Consider the following 17,068-nt stretch of genomic DNA (forward strand, 5'->3'; position numbering starts at 1 on the left):
TCCGGTACGAATGTCCTAACTGACGGATCGGACTTGATCTGGCAGGAGCGGACTCGAACGTGGCGGGCGATCCCTACAAGGAACTGGGCGTTTCGAGGGGCGCGAGCGCGGACGAGATCAAGAAGGCGTTCCGCAAGCTCGCCAAGGAACTCCACCCCGACAAGAACCCGGGCAACCGCGACGCGGACGAGCGCTTTAAGCGCGTGACGGCCGCATTCGACCTGCTGGGCGACAAGGAAAAGCGCGCCAGGTTCGACCGGGGCGAGATCGACGCTGACGGTCGCGAACAGTTCGCCGGATTTGGCGGCGGCTCCAGGGGAGGCCCCGGCGGGCACCCGTTCGGGCAGGGCGGCGCTCAGCGCGGGGGGTTCGAGAACATCGACCTGGACGAACTGTTCGGCGGCATGTTCGGCGGCGGTGCCCGTGGCGGCGGATCGCGCAGCGGCTTCCCGGCGCGCGGAGCAGACGTCAAGGCGACGCTGGAGATCAGCCTCGAGGACTCCATCTCGGGCGCGACCCGGCGGATCCAGTTCTCGGACGGCCGGACCCTGGACGTGACCATTCCCAAGGGAGCGGCGGATGGCCAGACGATCCGGCTGCGCGGGCAGGGGGCGCCCGGCGCGTCGGGCCGGAGCGAAGCCGGCGACGCGTTGATTACGCTGAAGATCTCAGCGCATCCGATCTTTCAGCGCGACGGCGCCGATCTGACCATGGACCTGCCGGTGTCGCTGCCGGACGCGGTGCTCGGCGGCAAGGTCCCGGTGCGCACCCCCGAGGGGACGGTCAGCATGACCATCCCGCCCGGCTCCAACTCCGGCAAGGTGCTGCGCCTGAAGGGCCGAGGCGCGTTCGTGGGCGGCAAGCGGGGCGACCTTCTCGCCAAGTTGATGATTCAGCTGCCCGACACCCCGGACAATGACCTGACGAAACTGGCGCAGGACCTGCGCGACAAGGGCGCCTACCGCCCATGGCGCGACTGATGGCCGGCAAGCCCAACGTCAAGCCGGCCCGGCCATGGTTCTCATCCGGTCCGACCGCGAAGCGCCCGGGCTGGTCCAGCCAGGCCATTCCGCATCAGCTTCTGGGCCGGGGCATCCGCGCGCCAGAGGTGGTGGAGCGGTTCGCCGAGGCGTTGCGGCTGACGCGCGAGCTGTTGCAGCCGCCGGCCGACTGGCGTCTGGTCTATGTTCCGGGCTCCGATACGGGGGCCATGGAGGCGGCCATGTGGTCGATGCTCGGCGAGCGGCCGGTCCAGGTCCTGGCTTTCGAGAATTTCGGTCAGGTCTGGGCCGCCGATCTCCGTGACCACCTGCGGCTCGATCCCGAAATCCTCACCGCGCCCTGGGGCCGGTTCCCGGACGTCTCGAGAGTCGATCCCGCCAAGGATCTGGTGCTGCCCTGGAACGGCACCACCTCCGGCGTGAAGGCCCCCCGCGGCGACTGGATCAGCGCGGACCGGGAAGGGCTGGTCATCTGCGACGCCACATCGGCCGCCTTCGCCATGCCTCTGCCGTGGGACCGGCTGGACGTGGTGACCTTCAGTTTCCAGAAGGCCTTGGGCGGGGAGGCCGGTCTGGGCGTCGCCGCCCTGTCGCCCCGGGCGGTCCAGCGTCTCGACGGCTACACGCCCCCGCGCGCCATTCCCAAGGTTCTCCGTCTGAGAAACGGCGAAGGCTTCGACGCCACGCTGTCGTCGGGCTCGATGATCAACACCTTCTCGGTCTGGACGATCGAGGACTGGATCGACGGCGTCGAATGGGGTCTGTCGATCGGCGGCTTGCCGGCGCTGATCGGCCGCACCGACGCCAATGCGGCGATGCTCGACGCCTGGGTCGGGCGCACAGCCTGGATCGACTATCTGGCGGAGGATCCGGCGATCCGCTCGACGACCTCGGTCTGTCTCAAGTTTGTCGATCCCCGCGTGAGCGCGATGGAGGAGCCGGCGCGGCAGGCGCTGGTGAGGCGGATGAAGGCCCTGGTCGAGGCGGAAGATGCGGCTTTCGATATCGAGAGCCATCGCAACGCGCCGGCGGGGCTGCGCATCTGGTGCGGCTGCACCGTCGACGCGGCCGATATCGAGGCCCTTACGCCCTGGCTCGACTGGGCGTTCGAGACGGCGCTGGCGGATTAATCCAGCCGCCGGGCGACACCGCGCGATTCCCCCGTTATAGGCTGCGCCCGCATTCCGAAAATCCCGGTAGCGGAGAAACATCTTGGCGAACGTCGCGGTGGTCGGCGCCCAGTGGGGCGACGAAGGCAAGGGCAAGATCGTCGACTGGCTGTCGAACCGCGCCGACGTCGTGGTGCGTTTCCAGGGCGGCCACAACGCGGGCCACACCCTGGTCGTCGACGGCAAGGTCTACAAACTGGCCCTGTTGCCCAGCGGCGTGGTGCAGGGCAAGCCCTCGATCATCGGCAACGGCGTGGTCGTCGATCCCTGGCACCTGGTCGGCGAAATCGAGAAGATCGAGGCCCAGGGGATCGCCATCAGCCCCGAGGTGCTGATCGTCGCCGACAACGCCTGCCTGATCCTGCCGATCCACCCTGCGCTGGACGTGGCGCGAGAGGCGGCGGCGAGCGCGCCCGGCGCGCGGATCGGGACGACCGGCCGGGGCATCGGTCCGGCCTATGAGGACAAGGTCGGCCGGCGGGCGATCCGCGTCTGCGACCTCGCCAGCGCGGAAGACCTGAAGGTCAAGATCGATCGCCTGCGGGCGCACCACGACCCCCTGCGGGCGGGCCTCGGTCTCGAGCCGATCGATCCGGAGGCGCTGTTGCGGCAACTGCTGGAGATCGCCCCCAAGATCCTTCCCTACGTCCAGCCGGCCTGGCGGGTGCTCGATCAGGCCCGCCGCGCCGGCAAGCGCGTCCTGTTCGAAGGGGCGCAGGGCGCCTTCCTCGACGTGGACCACGGCACCTATCCGTATGTGACCAGTTCGAACACCGTGGCCGGTCAGGCCGCCGCGGGCGCCGGGATCGGTCCCCGGAGCGTCGGCTACGTGCTCGGCATCGTGAAGGCCTACACGACGCGGGTGGGCGAGGGGCCGTTCGCTTGCGAACTCGACGACGAGGTCGGGGATCATCTGGCGACGGTCGGCCGCGAGGTGGGCGTGAACACCGGGCGGGCGCGGCGCTGCGGCTGGTTCGACGCGGTGCTGGTGCGCCAGTCGGTGGCCATCAACGGCATAGACGGCATCGCCCTGACCAAACTCGATGTCCTCGATGGTCTGAAGACGCTGAAGATTTGCACCGGTTACCGGATCGGCGGCGAGGTGTTCGACTATCTGCCGTCCAGCCTCAAGGACCAGGCCGCGGCCGAGCCGGTGTTCGAGGAACTCGAGGGCTGGAGCGAAAGCACCGCCTCGGCCCGAAGCTTCCGTGACCTCAACGCCAACGCCATCAAATATGTGCGCCGCATTGAAGAGCTGATCGGCGCGCCGGTGGCCCTGTTGTCGACGAGCCCGGAACGGGACGACACCATCCTGATGCACGATCCCTTCCAGGGCTGACCGCCTGGGAAAATCCAGCGTTCAAGGGACCTTAACCGGCTCCCCCTAAGGATGGCGCCCTGTCTGGAGGGATGTGGTCTTGTTTGCTGTCGATCCTCGCGTCCTGGCGAAGCTGGCGCCGGTGTTGAGGCGGGTTCTGATCGTCGATCCGAACCCCCATGCCGCGCGTCTCCTGACCGAGATCATCAAGGGCATGGGCGCGGGCGAGATCATGGTCGAGCCCAGCGAGCCCCGCGCCATGAAGGCGGCGGCGGCCCTGGAGCCCGGCATCATCTTCACCGAACGCAACGGCGACAATCTTGACGGTGAATCGCTGGCGCGGGCGCTGCGCCGGTCGAGCTTCGCGTGCCGCCGCGCCCCGATCATCATGGTCACCGCCGACGCGACCGCCAGCACGATCCTCGGCGCCCGCGACAGCGGCGTGCATGAATTCCTCCGCAAGCCGTTCACCAGCGCGGACCTGCTGAAGCGCGTCGAGAACGTGGCCCTGAAGCCGCGCGACTGGGTCGAGGCGGTCGGCTACGTCGGCCCGGACCGCCGGCGTTTCAACTCGGGCGAATTCACCGGCGACCGCAAGCGCCGGGCCGACAAGCCGGCCAACGGCGCCGCGGCCATGGCGGCGGCGAAGGATCAGGCCATGCGCATCCTGGCCGCCGCCCTCGATCAGTTCGACAACGACCCCATGCAGGCCGTGCGGGCGATCCGGGAACAGGCCGCGACGCTGAAGTCGCTGGCCATGAAGGCGTCGGACTCCAGGCTGGCGGTTGCGGTCGGGGCGCTGGAGGTCACTCTCGCCTCGGGGCCGCCGTGCAAGGCGAACCTCGCCGCGCCGATCGGCTCCCTGCTGGCCATGGCGCCGCCGGAGCCGATGAAGAGAGCCGGCTGATCAGGCGTCGACCAGGTTTCGCTCTTCGGCGGCCGTCCGCATCGCCTTCTGCAGCTTTTCGAACGCCCGCACCTCGATCTGCCGCACGCGTTCGCGCGACACGCCGTACTGGCCGGCCAGCTCTTCGAGGGTGACCGGATCGTCCTTGAGCCGACGCTCGGTCAGGATGTGCTTCTCGCGCTCGGTCAGCTCCTGCATGGCCTCTTCGAGCAGGCCCATGCGGATCGACTTCTCCTCGCTCTCGGCGAGCTGGGTCTCCTGCGAGACGGCGGTGTCGTCGGCCAGCCAGTCCTGCCATTCGCTCTCGCCGTCGGCGCGCAGGGGCGCATTCAGCGAGGCGTCGCCGCCGAGGCGGCGGTTCATGTTGGTGACCTCTTCCTCGGACACGCCCAGCTTGGTGGCGATGGCCGACAGGTGCTCCGGTCGCAGGTCGCCTTCCTCGAAGGCCGAGATCTGGCTCTTGGCCTTGCGCAGGTTGAAGAACAGCTTCTTCTGCGCGGCGGTGGTGCCCATCTTCACGAGCGACCAGCTGCGCAGGATGTACTCCTGGATCGAGGCGCGAATCCACCACATGGCGTAGGTCGCCAGGCGGAAGCCCTTGTCCGGATCGAATTTCTTGACCGCCTGCATCAGGCCGACGTTGCCCTCGGAGATCACCTCGCCGATCGGCAGGCCGTAGCCGCGATAGCCCATGGCGATCTTGGCCACGAGGCGCAGGTGCGAGGTGACGAGCCGGTGCGCGGCTTCCGGGTCCTGGTGCTCGGTCCAGCGCTTGGCGAGCATGAACTCCTCGTCCTTCGCCAGCATCGGAAATTTGCGGATTTCAGTCAGGTATCGCGACAGTCCCTGTTCAGGCGACATCACCGCGAGCGATCTTGCTACAGCCATCTGGTCCCTCCGACCGTGAATACGAGCGGGCTCTGCGGAGACGGCCACCCGATGTGCGCCGACGCCTCGCCCCTCAACCGATGAAATAGGGTCGGGTTTCCGCATTTGTCAGAGGCGGATCGTCACAGAAAAGCGTGACCGTTGCCCCGGCGCCACTGCACCGAACGAGTGGCTGTATACCGCAGAGTGCGTCCTTAATCAAGACTGACTGTACGCTTGGGCTCACAGCGCCTCCAGCGCCCGCTCGAGGTCCGCCATGTCTGCCGGCGGCGGCGTTTCGAAGCGCAGCGCCCCGCCGCTGATCGGGTGCACGAAGCCCAACACCGCCGCATGAAGGGCCTGGCGCGCCAGGCCGGCCCCGGCGATCGCGGCGCGAACGGCCGCTGCGGGGCTTCCGGAGCCATAGGCGGGATCGCCGAGGATCGGCGCCCCCTTCGACGCCAGGTGCACCCGGATCTGGTGGGTCCGGCCGGTATGCAGGGTGCAGGCGACGCGGGCCGCCATCGGCGCTCCGCCCGCCTTGGCCGGGAGACCGAAGACCTTCTGGACGACATAGTCGGTGACGGCGCTCCGGCCGCCGCTCCGAAGCACGGCCATCTTCTTCCGGTCGGACGAGGACCGGCCGATCAGGGTCTCGATCCGACCGGTCATCGGGCTGGGCGCGCCGCGCGTCAGGGCGATGTAGGTGCGCTCGATGTCGTGGGCGGCGAACAGGGCCGACAGTCCGGCATGGGCTCGATCCGACTTGGCGGCGACCATCACGCCCGACGTGTCCTTGTCCAGCCGGTGCACGATACCGGGGCGGGCGACGCCGCCGATCCCCGACAGGGACGCGCCGCAGTGGGCCAGCAGCGCATTGACCAATGTGCCGGTCTCGCAACCCGGCGCCGGATGCGCGGCCATCCCCGCCGGCTTGTCGATCACGATCAGGTCGGCGTCCTCGAACAGCACCGTCAGCGGGATGGCCTCCGGGGCGGGCGTCGCCGAGACGACCGGCGGCAGTGCGATCCGGTACAGCCCCGTCTGCGCCTTGGCCGATCCGATCGAGACGGCCTGACCGTCCCGGCTGACCACGCCTTCGGCCAGCAGCGCCTGCAGCCGGGCCCGCGACAACTCGGGAAAGATTTCCGCCAGCGCCTTGTCGAGCCGGGCGCCGCCCGTCGCCAGTCGGGCCTCCAGCACGGTCGCGTCGTCGTCGTCGATCAGGGGTTCGTCGGACACCGGGCGCTCCGCCGCCGGACCTGGCGGTCACCGATCTAGCACGCCTCGGCTGCGCCGGAGCAAGCGGCCAGCTTGGCTGTTGGCCGGTTTTGAGTCATGGTGAACGCAGTGTCTGGGGGAGACGGGCCAATGAGATTTCTGATCATCGCCGCGGCGGCCGGCGGAGCCGCGCTGGCTCTGGGCAGCTGCGCCACCATGAGCGCCGAGCAGTGCATGGCCGGAGACTGGTCGGGCCAAGGCTACGCCGACGGGATGTCCGGCCTGACCATGAGCCGGCTCGACGACCATGCCCAGGCCTGCGCCGAGCACGGCGTCACGCCCGACGCCGCCGCCTATGCCGCGGGCCGCCGCGAGGGGCTGGTGCGCTACTGCACGCCGGGCAAGGGTTTCGAAGTCGGCCGCACCGGCTCCGGATACGCTGGTGTCTGTCCCTCTGAACTGGAGGCGGAATTCACCTACGGCTATCGCGACGGGCAGATCGTCCATGAGGTCGAACAGGCCTTGGCGAACGCCCGCAGCCGCGTCGACAGCCTTGGCTCCCGGCTGGAGGAGCTCGACGACAAAATCACCGCCAAACAGGCGGAGGCCCGGGCTGACGGCCTGACCGACGAGCAGCGCGAGCAGATCCGCAACCGCATCCAGGAAATTCGTCGGGAACGGGCGGACACCGAACGCGACTGGCGACGGGCCCAGGACGAAATCGACGACGCCGAGCGCGACGTCCGCGACGTCCGCTGGCGGTTCAGGAACCAGTACGGCAGCTGGTGAGCGGCTGCCGGCGGCTGAGCCGCCGGCCCTCGGGCGCTAGGCCGCCTTCTTCTCGAGCTTCTTCTCCCACTGGCCCAGCGAGGCCAGCCCGTTCATGCGGGCGCGGTGGTGGAAGGCCGACTGGCAGGCGACGGCGTTCTCGGCCTTGCCCGACCAGGCCCGCTGCGGCGCCGCCTGCAGCGCGCGGCCGTAGGAGAAGGTCATCTTCCACGGGAAGCCGCCGATGCGGTTCATCTCGTTAAGGTGGGCGGTGGCCTGCTCGTCGGTCTGGCCGCCTGACAGATAGGCGATGCCCGGGACGGCCGACGGAACCGTGGCCTTCAGCGCCGCGATGGTGCGCTCGGCGACCTCATGCACCTTGGCCTGGCGCACGCTGCCCTTGCCCGAGATCACCATGTTCGGCTTGAGGATGATCCCTTCCAGCGCCACGCGCTGCTCGTACAGCTCCTGGAACACCGTCTGCAGCACCCAGCGGGTGACCTCGTCACAGCGGGCGATGTCGTGCGAGCCGTCCATCAGCACCTCGGGCTCGACGATCGGCACGATCTGCTCCTGCTGACAGATGCGGGCGTAGCGGGCCAGGGCGTGGGCGTTGGACTTCACAGCGCCCCACGTCGGGATGCCGTCGGCGATGTCGATGACGCCGCGCCATTTGGCGAACCGCGCGCCGCGCTCGTAGTGAGCGCGCAAGCGCTTGGACAGGCCGTCCAGCCCCTTGGTCACCGTCTCGCCCGGGAAGCCGGCCATCTTGGTCGCGCCCTTGTCAACCTTGATGCCGGGGATCGAACCGGCCGCCTTGATGATGTCGACCAGCGGCGTGCCGTCCTTGGCGTCCTGGTACAGCGTCTCCTCGAACAGGATCACGCCCGAGATGTGCTCGCGCATCGTCTGCTCCGAGCGGAACAGGCACTCGCGGTAATCGCGGCGGTTCTCTTCGGTGTTCTCGACCCCGATGGCGTCGAAGCGCTTCTTGATGGTTCCCGTGGACTCGTCGGCCGCCAGAATGCCCTTGCCGGGCGTGACCATCGCTTCAGCCACCGCGTTGAGCGCCGCCAGATCCATCGAGTCCTCCTGAGCCTTGTGGTTTGGGGTGATCTAACCCCGACAACGGCCAAAGTCACGCATTGTTACAGCGCCAGTGGGCCGCCGTGTGCAAATCTCAGGCCCGCAGCGCCTCGACGCCGGGCAAGGGTTTGCCCTCCATCCATTCCAGGAAGGCGCCGCCCGCCGTCGAGACGAAGGTCATGTCATCCGCCACGCCCGCGTGGTGCAGGGCCGCGACGGTGTCGCCGCCGCCCGCCACGCCGACCAGCGCCCCGGACTTGACCAACTGCGCCGCCGCCTGCGCCGCCTTGACGGTCGCGGCGTCGAACGGCGGAACCTCGAAGACGCCCAGCGGCCCGTTCCAGATCAGGGTTCGCGACAGGGCCATCGCCTTGACCAGCTTCTCGACCGTCAGCGGCCCCGCATCGAGGATCTTCTCGGCGTCGCCGATCTCCTCGCGCGTCAGGACGGTGCGGGTCTCGGTGCCCGGCTTGACCGCCGTCGCCACCACCACGTCGATCGGCAGCAGGATTTCGCAGCCCTTCGCCTCCGCCTCGGCGAGAATCTCCCGGGCGGTGTCGGCCATGTCCTTCTCAGCCAGCGAGCCGCCGATATCGACGCCTTGCGCGAACAGGAAGGTGTTGGCCATGCCGCCGCCGATGGCGAGCCGGTCCAGCTTGCCGACCAGGTTCTTCAGCAGATCCAGCTTGGTCGACACCTTGGCCCCGCCGACAATGCCGATCACCGGCTTCTGCGGATTGCCCAGCGCCGCGTCCAGCGCATCCAGCTCGCGCCGCATCGACTCCCCGGCGTAGGCGGGCAGCAAACGGGCCAGGCCCTCCGTCGAGGCATGCGCCCGGTGCGCCGCCGAGAAGGCGTCGTTGACGTAGAGGTCGCCCAGCTCCGCCAGCTGCGCCGCAAACGCCGGATCGTTCTTCTCCTCGCCGGCGTGGAAGCGGACGTTCTCCAGCAGCACCACCCCGCCCGGCCCGACGTCAGCCAGCACCGCCTTCGCCTCGTCGCCGACGCAGTCCTCGCCGAACCGCACCGGGGCGCCCAGCAGCCGCTCCAGATCGTCGACCACGGGCTTCAGGCTCATCGACGGCACGCGCTGGCCCTTGGGGCGGTCGAAATGCGCCAGCAGCGCCACCTTCGCCCCGGCGTTGCGCAGCTTCTCGATGGTCGGCAGGGCCACCCGCAACCGGGTATCCTCCGTCACCTTCCCGCCCTCCATCGGCACATTGAAGTCCACGCGGACCAAGGCGGTCTTGCCGGCGAGGGGAGGGGCGTCGTCGAGGGTGCGGAAAGTCATAGGAAAGTCACCGAAAGAATGCCGTATCCGAAGTAGACGAAACCGACGGCGAATGGCGTTGCGATCAGGGCGAACGTCAAACGCCGCAGGCTCGGCAGCTGCCTCACCCAGACAGCGAAAAGCCATGTCCAGGCGCCGGTAATGGCGGCGCCAATGATCCCGACGGCCGCAAAGGCGGCCCACAGGGCGGCCACGTGCTGGGGGATACCCGTCGTGACCGCTCCCCAGCCCAAGCTGACCAGGAGGGTTACACTCCACGCAGCGGCGGCGCCGACAGCCAGAGAACTGAAACCAAACAGGGCGGTTATGAGCGCCCTGGCCAACATCAGATGAACTTGCTCATCACCAGAGCCGTATCCGCCATCCGCGTCGCGAAGCCCCATTCATTGTCGTACCAGCTCAGCACGCGGGCCAGCTTGCCGTCGACCACCTGGGTCTGGGGCAGGGCGGCGGTCGACGAGGCGTCGACGTGGTTCAGGTCCATGGACACCACCGGATCGGTCGTGGTGTGCAGCACGCCCTTCATGGGGCCGTCGGCGGCGGCCTGAAGCGCGGTGTTGATCTCGTCGACGGTGACCTCGCGGCCGGCCACGACCTTCAGGTCGACGACCGAGACGTTCGGCGTCGGCACGCGGATCGACGAGCCGTCCAGCTTGCCCTTCAGTTCCGGCAGCACCAGGCCCAGCGCCTTGGCGGCGCCCGTCGAGGTCGGGATCATGCTCAGGCCGGCGGCGCGGGCCCGGTACAGGTCCTTGTGCATCGTATCCAGCGTCGGCTGGTCGCCCGTGTAGGCGTGGATGGTGGTCATGTAGCCGCGTTCGATGCCGAACAGGTCGTTCAGCACCTTGGCGACCGGAGCCAGGGCGTTGGTGGTGCACGAGCCGTTCGAGACGACGATGTCGTCGGCGGTCAGGGTTTCGTGGTTGACCTTGTAGACGATGGTCTTGTCGGCGCCGTCGGCCGGAGCCGAGACCAGCACCCGCTTGGCGCCGGCCTTCAGGTGGGCCGAGGCCTTGTCCTTTGAGGTGAACAGGCCGGTGCACTCGAAGGCGATGTCGACGTTCAGCGCCTTGTGCGGCAGCTCTTCCGGATTGCGGATCGCCGTCACCTTGATCTTGCCCGTGCCGACGTCGATCCAGTCCTCGCCCGAGGTCACCGTGCCGGGGAACCGGCCGTGGACGCTGTCGTAGCGCAGCAGATGGGCGTTGGTCTCGACCGGGCCCAGATCGTTGATCGCCACCACCTCGATGTCCTTGCGGCCATGCTCGACGATCGAGCGCAGGACGAGACGGCCGATGCGGCCGAAACCATTGATGGCGACGCGGACAGTCATGATGCGGGGCTCCTGAAGCGAAATGGCGAGGGTGGCGCTTCAATGGAGCCGGCGGCGCGGCGTTTCAACCCCGCGCCTGTAACAAGACGTGATGAACTGTAACGCTTCGTCGGCCCGGCGTGTCGAACTCAGCCGGGGAAGACGGCGGACGCCAGCGGCAGGTCGAGACGGGCGGTCAGCCCCCCTTCTGCCCTACGCATCAGGATGACGTCGCCGCCGTGTGCGCGCGCCGCCTGCCGCGCCACCGTCAGGCCCAGACCCGCCCCGCCGGTCTCGCGGCTCCGCGACCGTTCGCCGCGATGGAAAGGTTCGAACACCGCCTCCAGTTCGTCGGCGTCGAGACCCGGCCCGTCGTCCTCGATCTCGACCACCGCCCGGCCCTCGACGGCGAAGGCCTTCACCCGCGCCGCGCCCCCATATTTGGCGGCGTTGGCGATCAGGTTGCCGAGCGCCCGGCGCAGCCCCGCCGCATCGCCTTCGACCGGCAGCGCGCCTCCGCCGACGAAGCGGACCGCCGCCCCCGTCTCCGCGAAACCGCCCGCGCAATCGGCCGCCAGCGCCCCCAGGTCCAGCGGCTCGCGCCGCTCCGGCGTCGTCTCGCCGCGCACGAAGGCCATGGCCTGGGCGATCAGCGCATCCATCTCCTCGATGTCCGAGGCCATCCGGTCGCGCACCGCCTCCGGCGCCTGCTCGGCCCGGAAGCGCAGCCGCGTCAGCGGCGTGCGCAGGTCGTGGGCAATGGCGGCGATGGTCTGGGTCCGCTGGCGCATGTGGTTGCGCAGCGAGGCCTGCATGTCGTTGAATGCGTGGATGGCGGTGCGCACCTCGCTCGGCCCGGACGGGACCAAAGGCTCGGCGTCAGGGTCCGCTCCCAGCCGTTCGGCCGCGTCGGCGAAAACGCGGATCGGCCGGGTCAGCCGCCGCGCCAGCCACCACACCAGCGGCGCCAGCAGCAGCATGGAAATGCCCAGCGCCAGCAGCACCCGCTGCTGCCACGGCGACAGCAGCCCGCGCGGGGGCTCCACCGTCGCCCAGCGGCCGTCCGCCTGCCGCACTGAGGCCGAGAAGGGCGCGAACGTCAGCCGTTCGGTCAGGACGGTGAACTCGCGCGTGGTCGAGTTGAGGACGATGGCCCCGTCGTCCCCGCGAGGCGCGAAATGGCGCATGTGCATCTCGGCGCGCAGCCGGGCCTCCTCCGGAGGCAGCGCCGTGATGACGTGGACAGCCTCGCCCGGGGGGGCGCGTCGGCCCTCGGCGTCAGGACGCACGAGCACGAAATTGGTCCGTCCGTTCGTACCGCGAGGCGCGGGCTCCGCACGCCGCGGCCGCCCCCGGTCGACCGACACCCGCACCGTCCCGGGTTCCACGCCCAGCCGCTGCGCCAGTCCGGCCGAGATGGCGAGGGCCATGGGATCGACCCGGTCGACGCTGTCGGGAGACACCGGCCGCTCGGTGATCCGCCGCTTCAGCGCGCGGCCGTCGGATGTGCGGGCCGGCTCGCCCTTCAGCGCATTGGCCGCCGCCTCGATGCTGAAGCCGCTGGGCCGGGGCTCGGGGGCCAGCACGACCACGCCGAAGGCGACGGCCTGCGACATGACCACGGCCAGCGCGGCCAGCGCCGCCACCTGGATCAGGACGGGGAGAGACGAGGGGCGTTTCACGCGCCGCTCCGGCCGGCGCCGTTGTGACGCTCGACCCGGACGTCGAACATGTAGCCCTCGCCCCGCAGGGTCTGGATCATTTCCAGCCCGGAGCCGTCATCGAGTTTCTTCCGCAGTCGGCTGATCTGCACATCCATGGCCCGGTCGAACACGTCGGTCTCGGCCCCGCGGGCCCATTCGAGCAACTGGTCGCGGGTCATGATCCGGCCCGGCCGCTCCGCAAAGGCGCGCAACAGGGCGAACTCGCCCGCCGACAGGGGCGTCAGCTGGCCGTCCGGCCGGGTCAGTTCGCGCCGCATCAGGTCGAGACGCCAGCCGGCGAACACCAGGGACGGCCCATCCGCCTCCGCAGCGTCCCGCGGCCGGCGCAGCACCGCCCGCACCCGCGCCAGCAGCTCGCGAGGATTGCACGGCTTGGCCAGGTAGTCGTCGGCCCCGAGCTCCAGGCCAATGATCCGGTCGGTGTCCTCGCCCATGGCGGACAGCATGACGATGGGCGGGCCCTTGCCGGCGATGCGCCGGCAGACCGACAGTCCGTCCTCGCCCGGCATCATCAGGTCCAGCACGATCAGGTCGGGCGCTCGCGCCGCCATGGCCCGGTCCATCTCCGCCGCTGTCGCGGCGCCCTCGGCGGCATAACCGTGCTGACGCAGGTAGTCGGTCAGCACCTCGCGGATGCCGGGGTCGTCATCAACGACGAGGATGCGCGGAGCGGCTTCGGCTTGCATGGTCTGCATTGTGACGAACCGCGGTCGCGCCGTCATTTCAGCGTTGAAACAATTCCCCGAGACACTGAAATACGGCCGCAAGGCCGCCGTGGTCGAACAGCGGCATCTCCAACGGGAGCCGACCGCTCATGCTGACCCTCATCGCCCTTTCCGCCGCTCTCATGCAGGAGCCGCCGGCTCCGCCTGCGCCGCCCGAGGTCCGCACGCGGGTCATGGTCATGGGCGGCCCGGACGGTCACGCCTCGCTCGACAAGGACGGCGACGGCCAGGTTTCGCGCGAAGAGTTCGCCGCGCCGATGAACGACCATTTCGCCCGCATGGACGCCGACGGAGACGGTCGCCTGTCGACCGGGGAACTGTCTGCCCTGCATGGCCCGCAAGGGGAAGGGAACGTCATGGTCCTCCGCGGCGGTCCGGACGGCGAGCGGGGCGTCCACCACTTCGAACTGCGCCGCGGCGAAGGCGGCTCTGGCGAGGAGCGCCAGATCGTCATCCACGGTCCGGCCGGGCATCGCATGCCGATGATGATCCACGGCCCCGGTCACGAGGGGCCGGGTGACTCCCGCGTCGAAATCCGCACCATCGGCGGTCCCGGCCACCACGCCGACATGGACAAGGACGGCGACGGCCGGATCAGCGAAGTCGAATTCACCAATCCCCTGCGCGAGGCCTTCGCCCGCATCGACGCCGACCATTCCGGCTTCATCGAGGAAGGCGAGCACGGCGGCGACGGCGATGTACGGGTCTTCACCCATCGCATCGAGACGCGCGACGAAGATTGATTGGGGCCAGCGCTTTCGTGATTTGAAGAACGGAGGTTCGCCGCCCTAACGTGGCCCCGATGAATTTCCGCCGCCTCCTTCTCCGACTGACATGGTCAGCCGCGATGAGCCTTGCGCTCGTCGCGGCGCCCGCCGTGGCGCGCGATCCCTCGGTCGCGCCGGCGGCGGCGGCGACCGATGCGCCTGCCCGGCCTTCGCGCGAGCGGGCGCGGATGAACCAGCGCGTCTTCGATCGGGTCTGGACCGAGGTTCGCAGCCAGTACTACGACCCCGGCCTCCACGGCGTCGACTGGAACGCCGCCCGGCGCACCTACCGTCCGCGGGCCCTCGCCGCGCCCGACGACCGCGCCCTGTACCGGGCGCTGGGCGAGATGCTGGCCTTGCTGGACGACGATCACGCCGGCGCCTCGGCCCCGGCGGTCACGCGCCGTCTCGATACCGTGCGCCAGCCTCGCCCCGCGATCGGAATCAGCCTGCGGCCTGATCCCGGCAAACCTGGCCACTATGTCGTCGAAGCGGTCCGCGAAGGCTCGCCCGCCGAAGCGGCCGGCGTCACGGCCGGCTGGCGGCTGGACACCACCGGGCCCGGCGTCTGGTTCCCCGAGCGCGACGTCGTCGATGGACAGACGGTCACCCTGGCCTTCGCCGGCCCGGATGGCGCCCGCCACACTGTCACGGTCACGCCGCGGGTCATGCAGCCCCGACCGCCGTTCCGGGTCGACCTGTCCCATCCGGGCGTGGCGGTCCTGCGTATCGAGGCTTTCGACCCCGGCCTCGGCGACTGGATGGGTCGGCAACTCGCCAGCCTGCCAGCGGACACGGACATTGTCCTGGACCTGCGCGGCAACCCCGGCGGACGGCTGCTCGAGGCCGACGCGGTGCTGAGCTGTTTCCTGCCGCGCGATCTCGCCTGGGCCACCCGCACCACCCGGACCGGCCGGGCTATCGTGCTGAAGACTGCGGGCGGTTGTGGCGACCTCGAGGCCCCCGCGGCCAATGACGTCGCCGTCCTGGTGGACGCCAACAGCCGCAGCGCCGCCGAACTGACCCCCGCCGCCCTGCAGGAGGCCCGGCGCGCCGTCGTCGTCGGCGAACAGACCGCCGGCGCCGTGCTGATCTCGCAGGACACCCGCCTGCCCGACGGCGGCCGCCTCAGCCTCAGCCGCTCGGACTTCGTCACCGCAGGCGGCGTCCGGCTGGAGAAGCGCGGCGTCACGCCCGACCTGACCGCGCCCGTGGCGGGAGACGCCGCCGCCGGCCAGGATCCCGCGCTGGATCTGGCCATCGCCGCGCTGGCCGGCGTGGGCGCCCAGCAGGTCCGGGCCCCGACTGCGGCCCCGCTCTAGCCGGCGACGGGCCTGACCTTGGCCGCCGCCTCGCGCGCCCGCTCGCGGGCCTGCTCGACCGTGTCGCCGCGCGCCGTGGCCACCCCCATCCGCCGCCGCTCATAGCTTTCCGGCTTGCCGAACAGCCGCAGGTCGGCGGTCGGGACCGACAGGGCCTCAGCCACGCCCTCGAAGGCGATCCCGACTGCGTCCATGCCGCCGTAGATCACCGCGCTGGCCCCGACGTCGCGCTGGCTGACGTCCACCGGCAGGCCGAGGATGGCCCGCGCGTGCAGGGCGAACTCGCTCATGGTCTGCGTCGCCAGCGTCACCAGCCCGGTGTCGTGCGGCCGCGGCGACACCTCCGAGAACCACACCTGGTCGCCCTTCACGAACAGCTCGACCCCGAACACGCCCAGCCCGCCCAGCGCGTCCGTGACCTTCCGCGCGATCTCCTGCGCCGCCGCCAGCGCGGCCGGCGTCATCGCCTGCGGCTGCCAGCTCTCGACATAGTCGCCGCGCTCCTGCCGATGCCCGATCGGGGCGCAGAAGTCGGTCCGGACCGCGCCGTCCCGCATGGAGCGTACGGTCAGCAGGGTGATCTCGTAGTCGAACTCGATCCGGCCCTCGACGATCACCGTCGCCGTCTCGACCCGCCCGCCCGACTGCGCATAGGCCCAGGCGTTCGGCGCATCCTCGATGGCCTCGATCATCGACTGGCCCTTGCCCGAGGACGACATCACCGGCTTGACGAAGACCGGCAGGCCGATCCGGTGCGCCGCCTCCGCCAACCCGGCGGCGCTGCCGACAAAGGCGTAGGGCGAGGTCGGCAGGCCCAGCTCCTCCGCCGCCAGCCGCCGGATGCCCTCGCGGTTCATCGTCAGATGCACCGCCCGCGCCGTCGGGATGACCACGGCGTGGCCCGCCGCCTCGATCTCGACCAGCACCTCGGTGGCGATGGCCTCGATCTCCGGCACAATGATGTGCGGCGCCTCGGCGGCGATGAGCCCGACCAGGACGTGCGGATCGGTCATCGGGATGACGTGGCTGCGGTGCGCCACCTGCATGGCCGGGGCGTTGGGATAGCGGTCGACCGCGATCACCTCCGCCCCCAGCCGCTGCAGCTCGATGGCCACCTCCTTGCCCAGTTCGCCGGCGCCGAGGAGCATGACCCGGGTGGCGTTGGCGGTCAGCGGCGTACCGATGCGCATGGTCAGTCTCCGGTCCGGGAGGGTTCGATCAGGTCCCAGGCGTTGCCGTACAGATCCTCGAACACCGCCACCTTGCCATAGGTCTCATGCCTCGGCGCCTCGCGGAAGCGGACTCCGGCCTCCGTCCAGACGGCGTAATCCCGCAACAGGTCTTCGGTCTCCAGGAACAGCCACACCCGGCCGCCGGCCTGATCGCCCACCCGCGCCCGCTGTTCGTCCGTGACCGCCCGCGCCAGCAGCAGCGAGGTCTCGCCTCCCTTCGGCGTCACCCGGACCCAGCGCTTGCCGCCGCCCATGTCGGCATCCTCGCTGAGTTCGAAACCCAGCGTGCCGACGTAGTAGGCAATCGCCTCGTCATAGTCCCGGACGAGCAGGCTGACCGCTCCGAGACGGGCCATCC

At 69.8% G+C, this 17,068-nt stretch carries 17 protein-coding genes; 7 read left to right on the plus strand and 10 right to left on the minus strand.

Features of this window, described 5'->3' with window-relative positions:
- The first annotated feature begins 59 nt into the window (after positions 1–59).
- From VEA98_RS01880 to VEA98_RS01895, 4 genes are all read left to right on the plus strand, one after another.
- Positions 60–980 (plus strand): DnaJ C-terminal domain-containing protein, encoded by a 921-nt coding sequence (locus VEA98_RS01880; protein ID WP_324810613.1) that lies wholly within the window; start codon positions 60–62, stop codon positions 978–980.
- Positions 968–2,131, plus strand: a complete 1,164-nt coding sequence (locus VEA98_RS01885) for a phosphoserine transaminase (protein WP_324810616.1) — start codon at positions 968–970, stop codon at positions 2,129–2,131. Before VEA98_RS01880 ends, VEA98_RS01885 begins: the two co-directional genes overlap by 13 nt.
- Positions 2,132–2,213: 82 nt before the next feature.
- Positions 2,214–3,509 (plus strand): adenylosuccinate synthase, encoded by a 1,296-nt coding sequence (locus VEA98_RS01890; protein ID WP_324810619.1) that lies wholly within the window; start codon positions 2,214–2,216, stop codon positions 3,507–3,509.
- A gap of 73 nt (positions 3,510–3,582) precedes the next feature.
- A complete protein-coding gene (locus tag VEA98_RS01895; protein WP_324810622.1) occupies positions 3,583–4,395 on the plus strand; it encodes a response regulator in 813 nt (270 codons plus the stop codon).
- Here VEA98_RS01895 and rpoH read toward each other — a convergent pair whose 3' ends face one another.
- Together rpoH and VEA98_RS01905 are read right to left on the minus strand one after the other, a co-directional pair.
- Positions 4,396–5,283 (minus strand): RNA polymerase sigma factor RpoH, encoded by an 888-nt coding sequence (gene rpoH, locus VEA98_RS01900; protein WP_324810625.1) that lies wholly within the window; start codon positions 5,281–5,283, stop codon positions 4,396–4,398. It abuts the gene before it with no gap.
- Positions 5,284–5,505: 222 nt separating this feature from the next.
- Positions 5,506–6,504 (minus strand): RluA family pseudouridine synthase, encoded by a 999-nt coding sequence (locus VEA98_RS01905; RefSeq protein ID WP_324810627.1) that lies wholly within the window; start codon positions 6,502–6,504, stop codon positions 5,506–5,508.
- Positions 6,505–6,633: 129 nt separating this feature from the next.
- On the opposite strand from VEA98_RS01905, the gene VEA98_RS01910 reads away from it, so the two are divergent.
- Complete coding sequence (locus VEA98_RS01910; RefSeq protein ID WP_324810629.1) at positions 6,634–7,272, plus strand: DUF2799 domain-containing protein; 639 nt, start codon at positions 6,634–6,636, stop codon at positions 7,270–7,272.
- Between the two features lie 36 nt (positions 7,273–7,308).
- Here VEA98_RS01910 and VEA98_RS01915 read toward each other — a convergent pair whose 3' ends face one another.
- The 6 genes from VEA98_RS01915 to VEA98_RS01940 all read right to left on the minus strand — a co-directional run bounded on the left by VEA98_RS01915 (position 7,309) and on the right by VEA98_RS01940 (position 13,350).
- Positions 7,309–8,334, minus strand: a complete 1,026-nt coding sequence (locus tag VEA98_RS01915) for a class I fructose-bisphosphate aldolase (RefSeq protein WP_324810631.1) — start codon at positions 8,332–8,334, stop codon at positions 7,309–7,311.
- 97 nt (positions 8,335–8,431) lie between these two features.
- Positions 8,432–9,628 carry a phosphoglycerate kinase gene (locus VEA98_RS01920; protein WP_324810632.1) on the minus strand — a complete coding sequence of 399 codons (1,197 nt, stop codon included), beginning with the start codon at positions 9,626–9,628 and terminating at the stop codon, positions 8,432–8,434.
- Complete coding sequence (locus tag VEA98_RS01925) at positions 9,625–9,954, minus strand: hypothetical protein (protein ID WP_324810634.1); 330 nt, start codon at positions 9,952–9,954, stop codon at positions 9,625–9,627. Before VEA98_RS01925 ends, VEA98_RS01920 begins: the two co-directional genes overlap by 4 nt.
- On the minus strand, positions 9,954–10,961 hold the full coding sequence (gap, locus tag VEA98_RS01930; RefSeq protein WP_324810636.1) for a type I glyceraldehyde-3-phosphate dehydrogenase: 1,008 nt from the start codon (positions 10,959–10,961) through the stop codon (positions 9,954–9,956). Before gap ends, VEA98_RS01925 begins: the two co-directional genes overlap by 1 nt.
- Positions 10,962–11,089: 128 nt before the next feature.
- Complete coding sequence (locus tag VEA98_RS01935) at positions 11,090–12,622, minus strand: ATP-binding protein (RefSeq protein WP_324810638.1); 1,533 nt, start codon at positions 12,620–12,622, stop codon at positions 11,090–11,092.
- The gene (locus VEA98_RS01940) at positions 12,619–13,350 is read right to left on the minus strand and encodes a response regulator (protein ID WP_324810640.1); all 732 of its coding nucleotides are present in this window, start codon (positions 13,348–13,350) and stop codon (positions 12,619–12,621) included. The genes VEA98_RS01935 and VEA98_RS01940 overlap by 4 nt, the downstream gene beginning before the upstream one ends.
- A gap of 128 nt (positions 13,351–13,478) precedes the next feature.
- Between VEA98_RS01940 and VEA98_RS01945 the strand changes: the two genes are divergently transcribed.
- Positions 13,479–14,132 (plus strand): hypothetical protein, encoded by a 654-nt coding sequence (locus VEA98_RS01945; protein ID WP_324810642.1) that lies wholly within the window; start codon positions 13,479–13,481, stop codon positions 14,130–14,132.
- A 104-nt stretch (positions 14,133–14,236) separates the two neighbouring features.
- Positions 14,237–15,478 carry a S41 family peptidase gene (locus VEA98_RS01950; RefSeq protein WP_324810644.1) on the plus strand — a complete coding sequence of 414 codons (1,242 nt, stop codon included), beginning with the start codon at positions 14,237–14,239 and terminating at the stop codon, positions 15,476–15,478.
- Here the strand turns inward: VEA98_RS01950 and purT are convergent.
- Both purT and VEA98_RS01960 read right to left on the minus strand, forming a co-directional pair.
- The gene (purT, locus tag VEA98_RS01955) at positions 15,475–16,674 is read right to left on the minus strand and encodes a formate-dependent phosphoribosylglycinamide formyltransferase (protein ID WP_414642128.1); all 1,200 of its coding nucleotides are present in this window, start codon (positions 16,672–16,674) and stop codon (positions 15,475–15,477) included. The two genes, VEA98_RS01950 and purT, sit on opposite strands and share 4 nt — an antisense overlap.
- Positions 16,671–17,066: a VOC family protein gene (locus VEA98_RS01960; protein WP_324810649.1), complete on the minus strand. Its 396-nt coding sequence runs from the start codon at positions 17,064–17,066 to the stop codon at positions 16,671–16,673. Before VEA98_RS01960 ends, purT begins: the two co-directional genes overlap by 4 nt.
- Between the last annotated feature and the right edge of the window lie 2 nt (positions 17,067–17,068).

This window comes from Brevundimonas sp. (assembly GCF_035627055.1).
GTDB lineage: Bacteria > Pseudomonadota > Alphaproteobacteria > Caulobacterales > Caulobacteraceae > Brevundimonas.

Excerpts from the sequence above, each read along its gene's own strand:
- VEA98_RS01885 (WP_324810616.1), top strand. The coding sequence starts at position 968 with ATGGCGCGACTGATGGCCGGCAAGCCCAACGTCAAGCCGGCCCGGCCA.
- VEA98_RS01925 (WP_324810634.1), bottom strand. The coding sequence starts at position 9,954 with ATGTTGGCCAGGGCGCTCATAACCGCCCTGTTTGGTTTCAGTTCTCTG.
- VEA98_RS01950 (WP_324810644.1), top strand. The coding sequence starts at position 14,237 with ATGAGCCTTGCGCTCGTCGCGGCGCCCGCCGTGGCGCGCGATCCCTCG.
- rpoH (WP_324810625.1), bottom strand. The coding sequence starts at position 5,283 with ATGGCTGTAGCAAGATCGCTCGCGGTGATGTCGCCTGAACAGGGACTG.
- VEA98_RS01915 (WP_324810631.1), bottom strand. The coding sequence starts at position 8,334 with ATGGATCTGGCGGCGCTCAACGCGGTGGCTGAAGCGATGGTCACGCCC.
- VEA98_RS01945 (WP_324810642.1), top strand. The coding sequence starts at position 13,479 with ATGCTGACCCTCATCGCCCTTTCCGCCGCTCTCATGCAGGAGCCGCCG.
- VEA98_RS01940 (WP_324810640.1), bottom strand. The coding sequence starts at position 13,350 with ATGCAAGCCGAAGCCGCTCCGCGCATCCTCGTCGTTGATGACGACCCC.
- VEA98_RS01910 (WP_324810629.1), top strand. The coding sequence starts at position 6,634 with ATGAGATTTCTGATCATCGCCGCGGCGGCCGGCGGAGCCGCGCTGGCT.
- gap (WP_324810636.1), bottom strand. The coding sequence starts at position 10,961 with ATGACTGTCCGCGTCGCCATCAATGGTTTCGGCCGCATCGGCCGTCTC.
- VEA98_RS01920 (WP_324810632.1), bottom strand. The coding sequence starts at position 9,628 with ATGACTTTCCGCACCCTCGACGACGCCCCTCCCCTCGCCGGCAAGACC.
- VEA98_RS01960 (WP_324810649.1), bottom strand. The coding sequence starts at position 17,066 with ATGGCCCGTCTCGGAGCGGTCAGCCTGCTCGTCCGGGACTATGACGAG.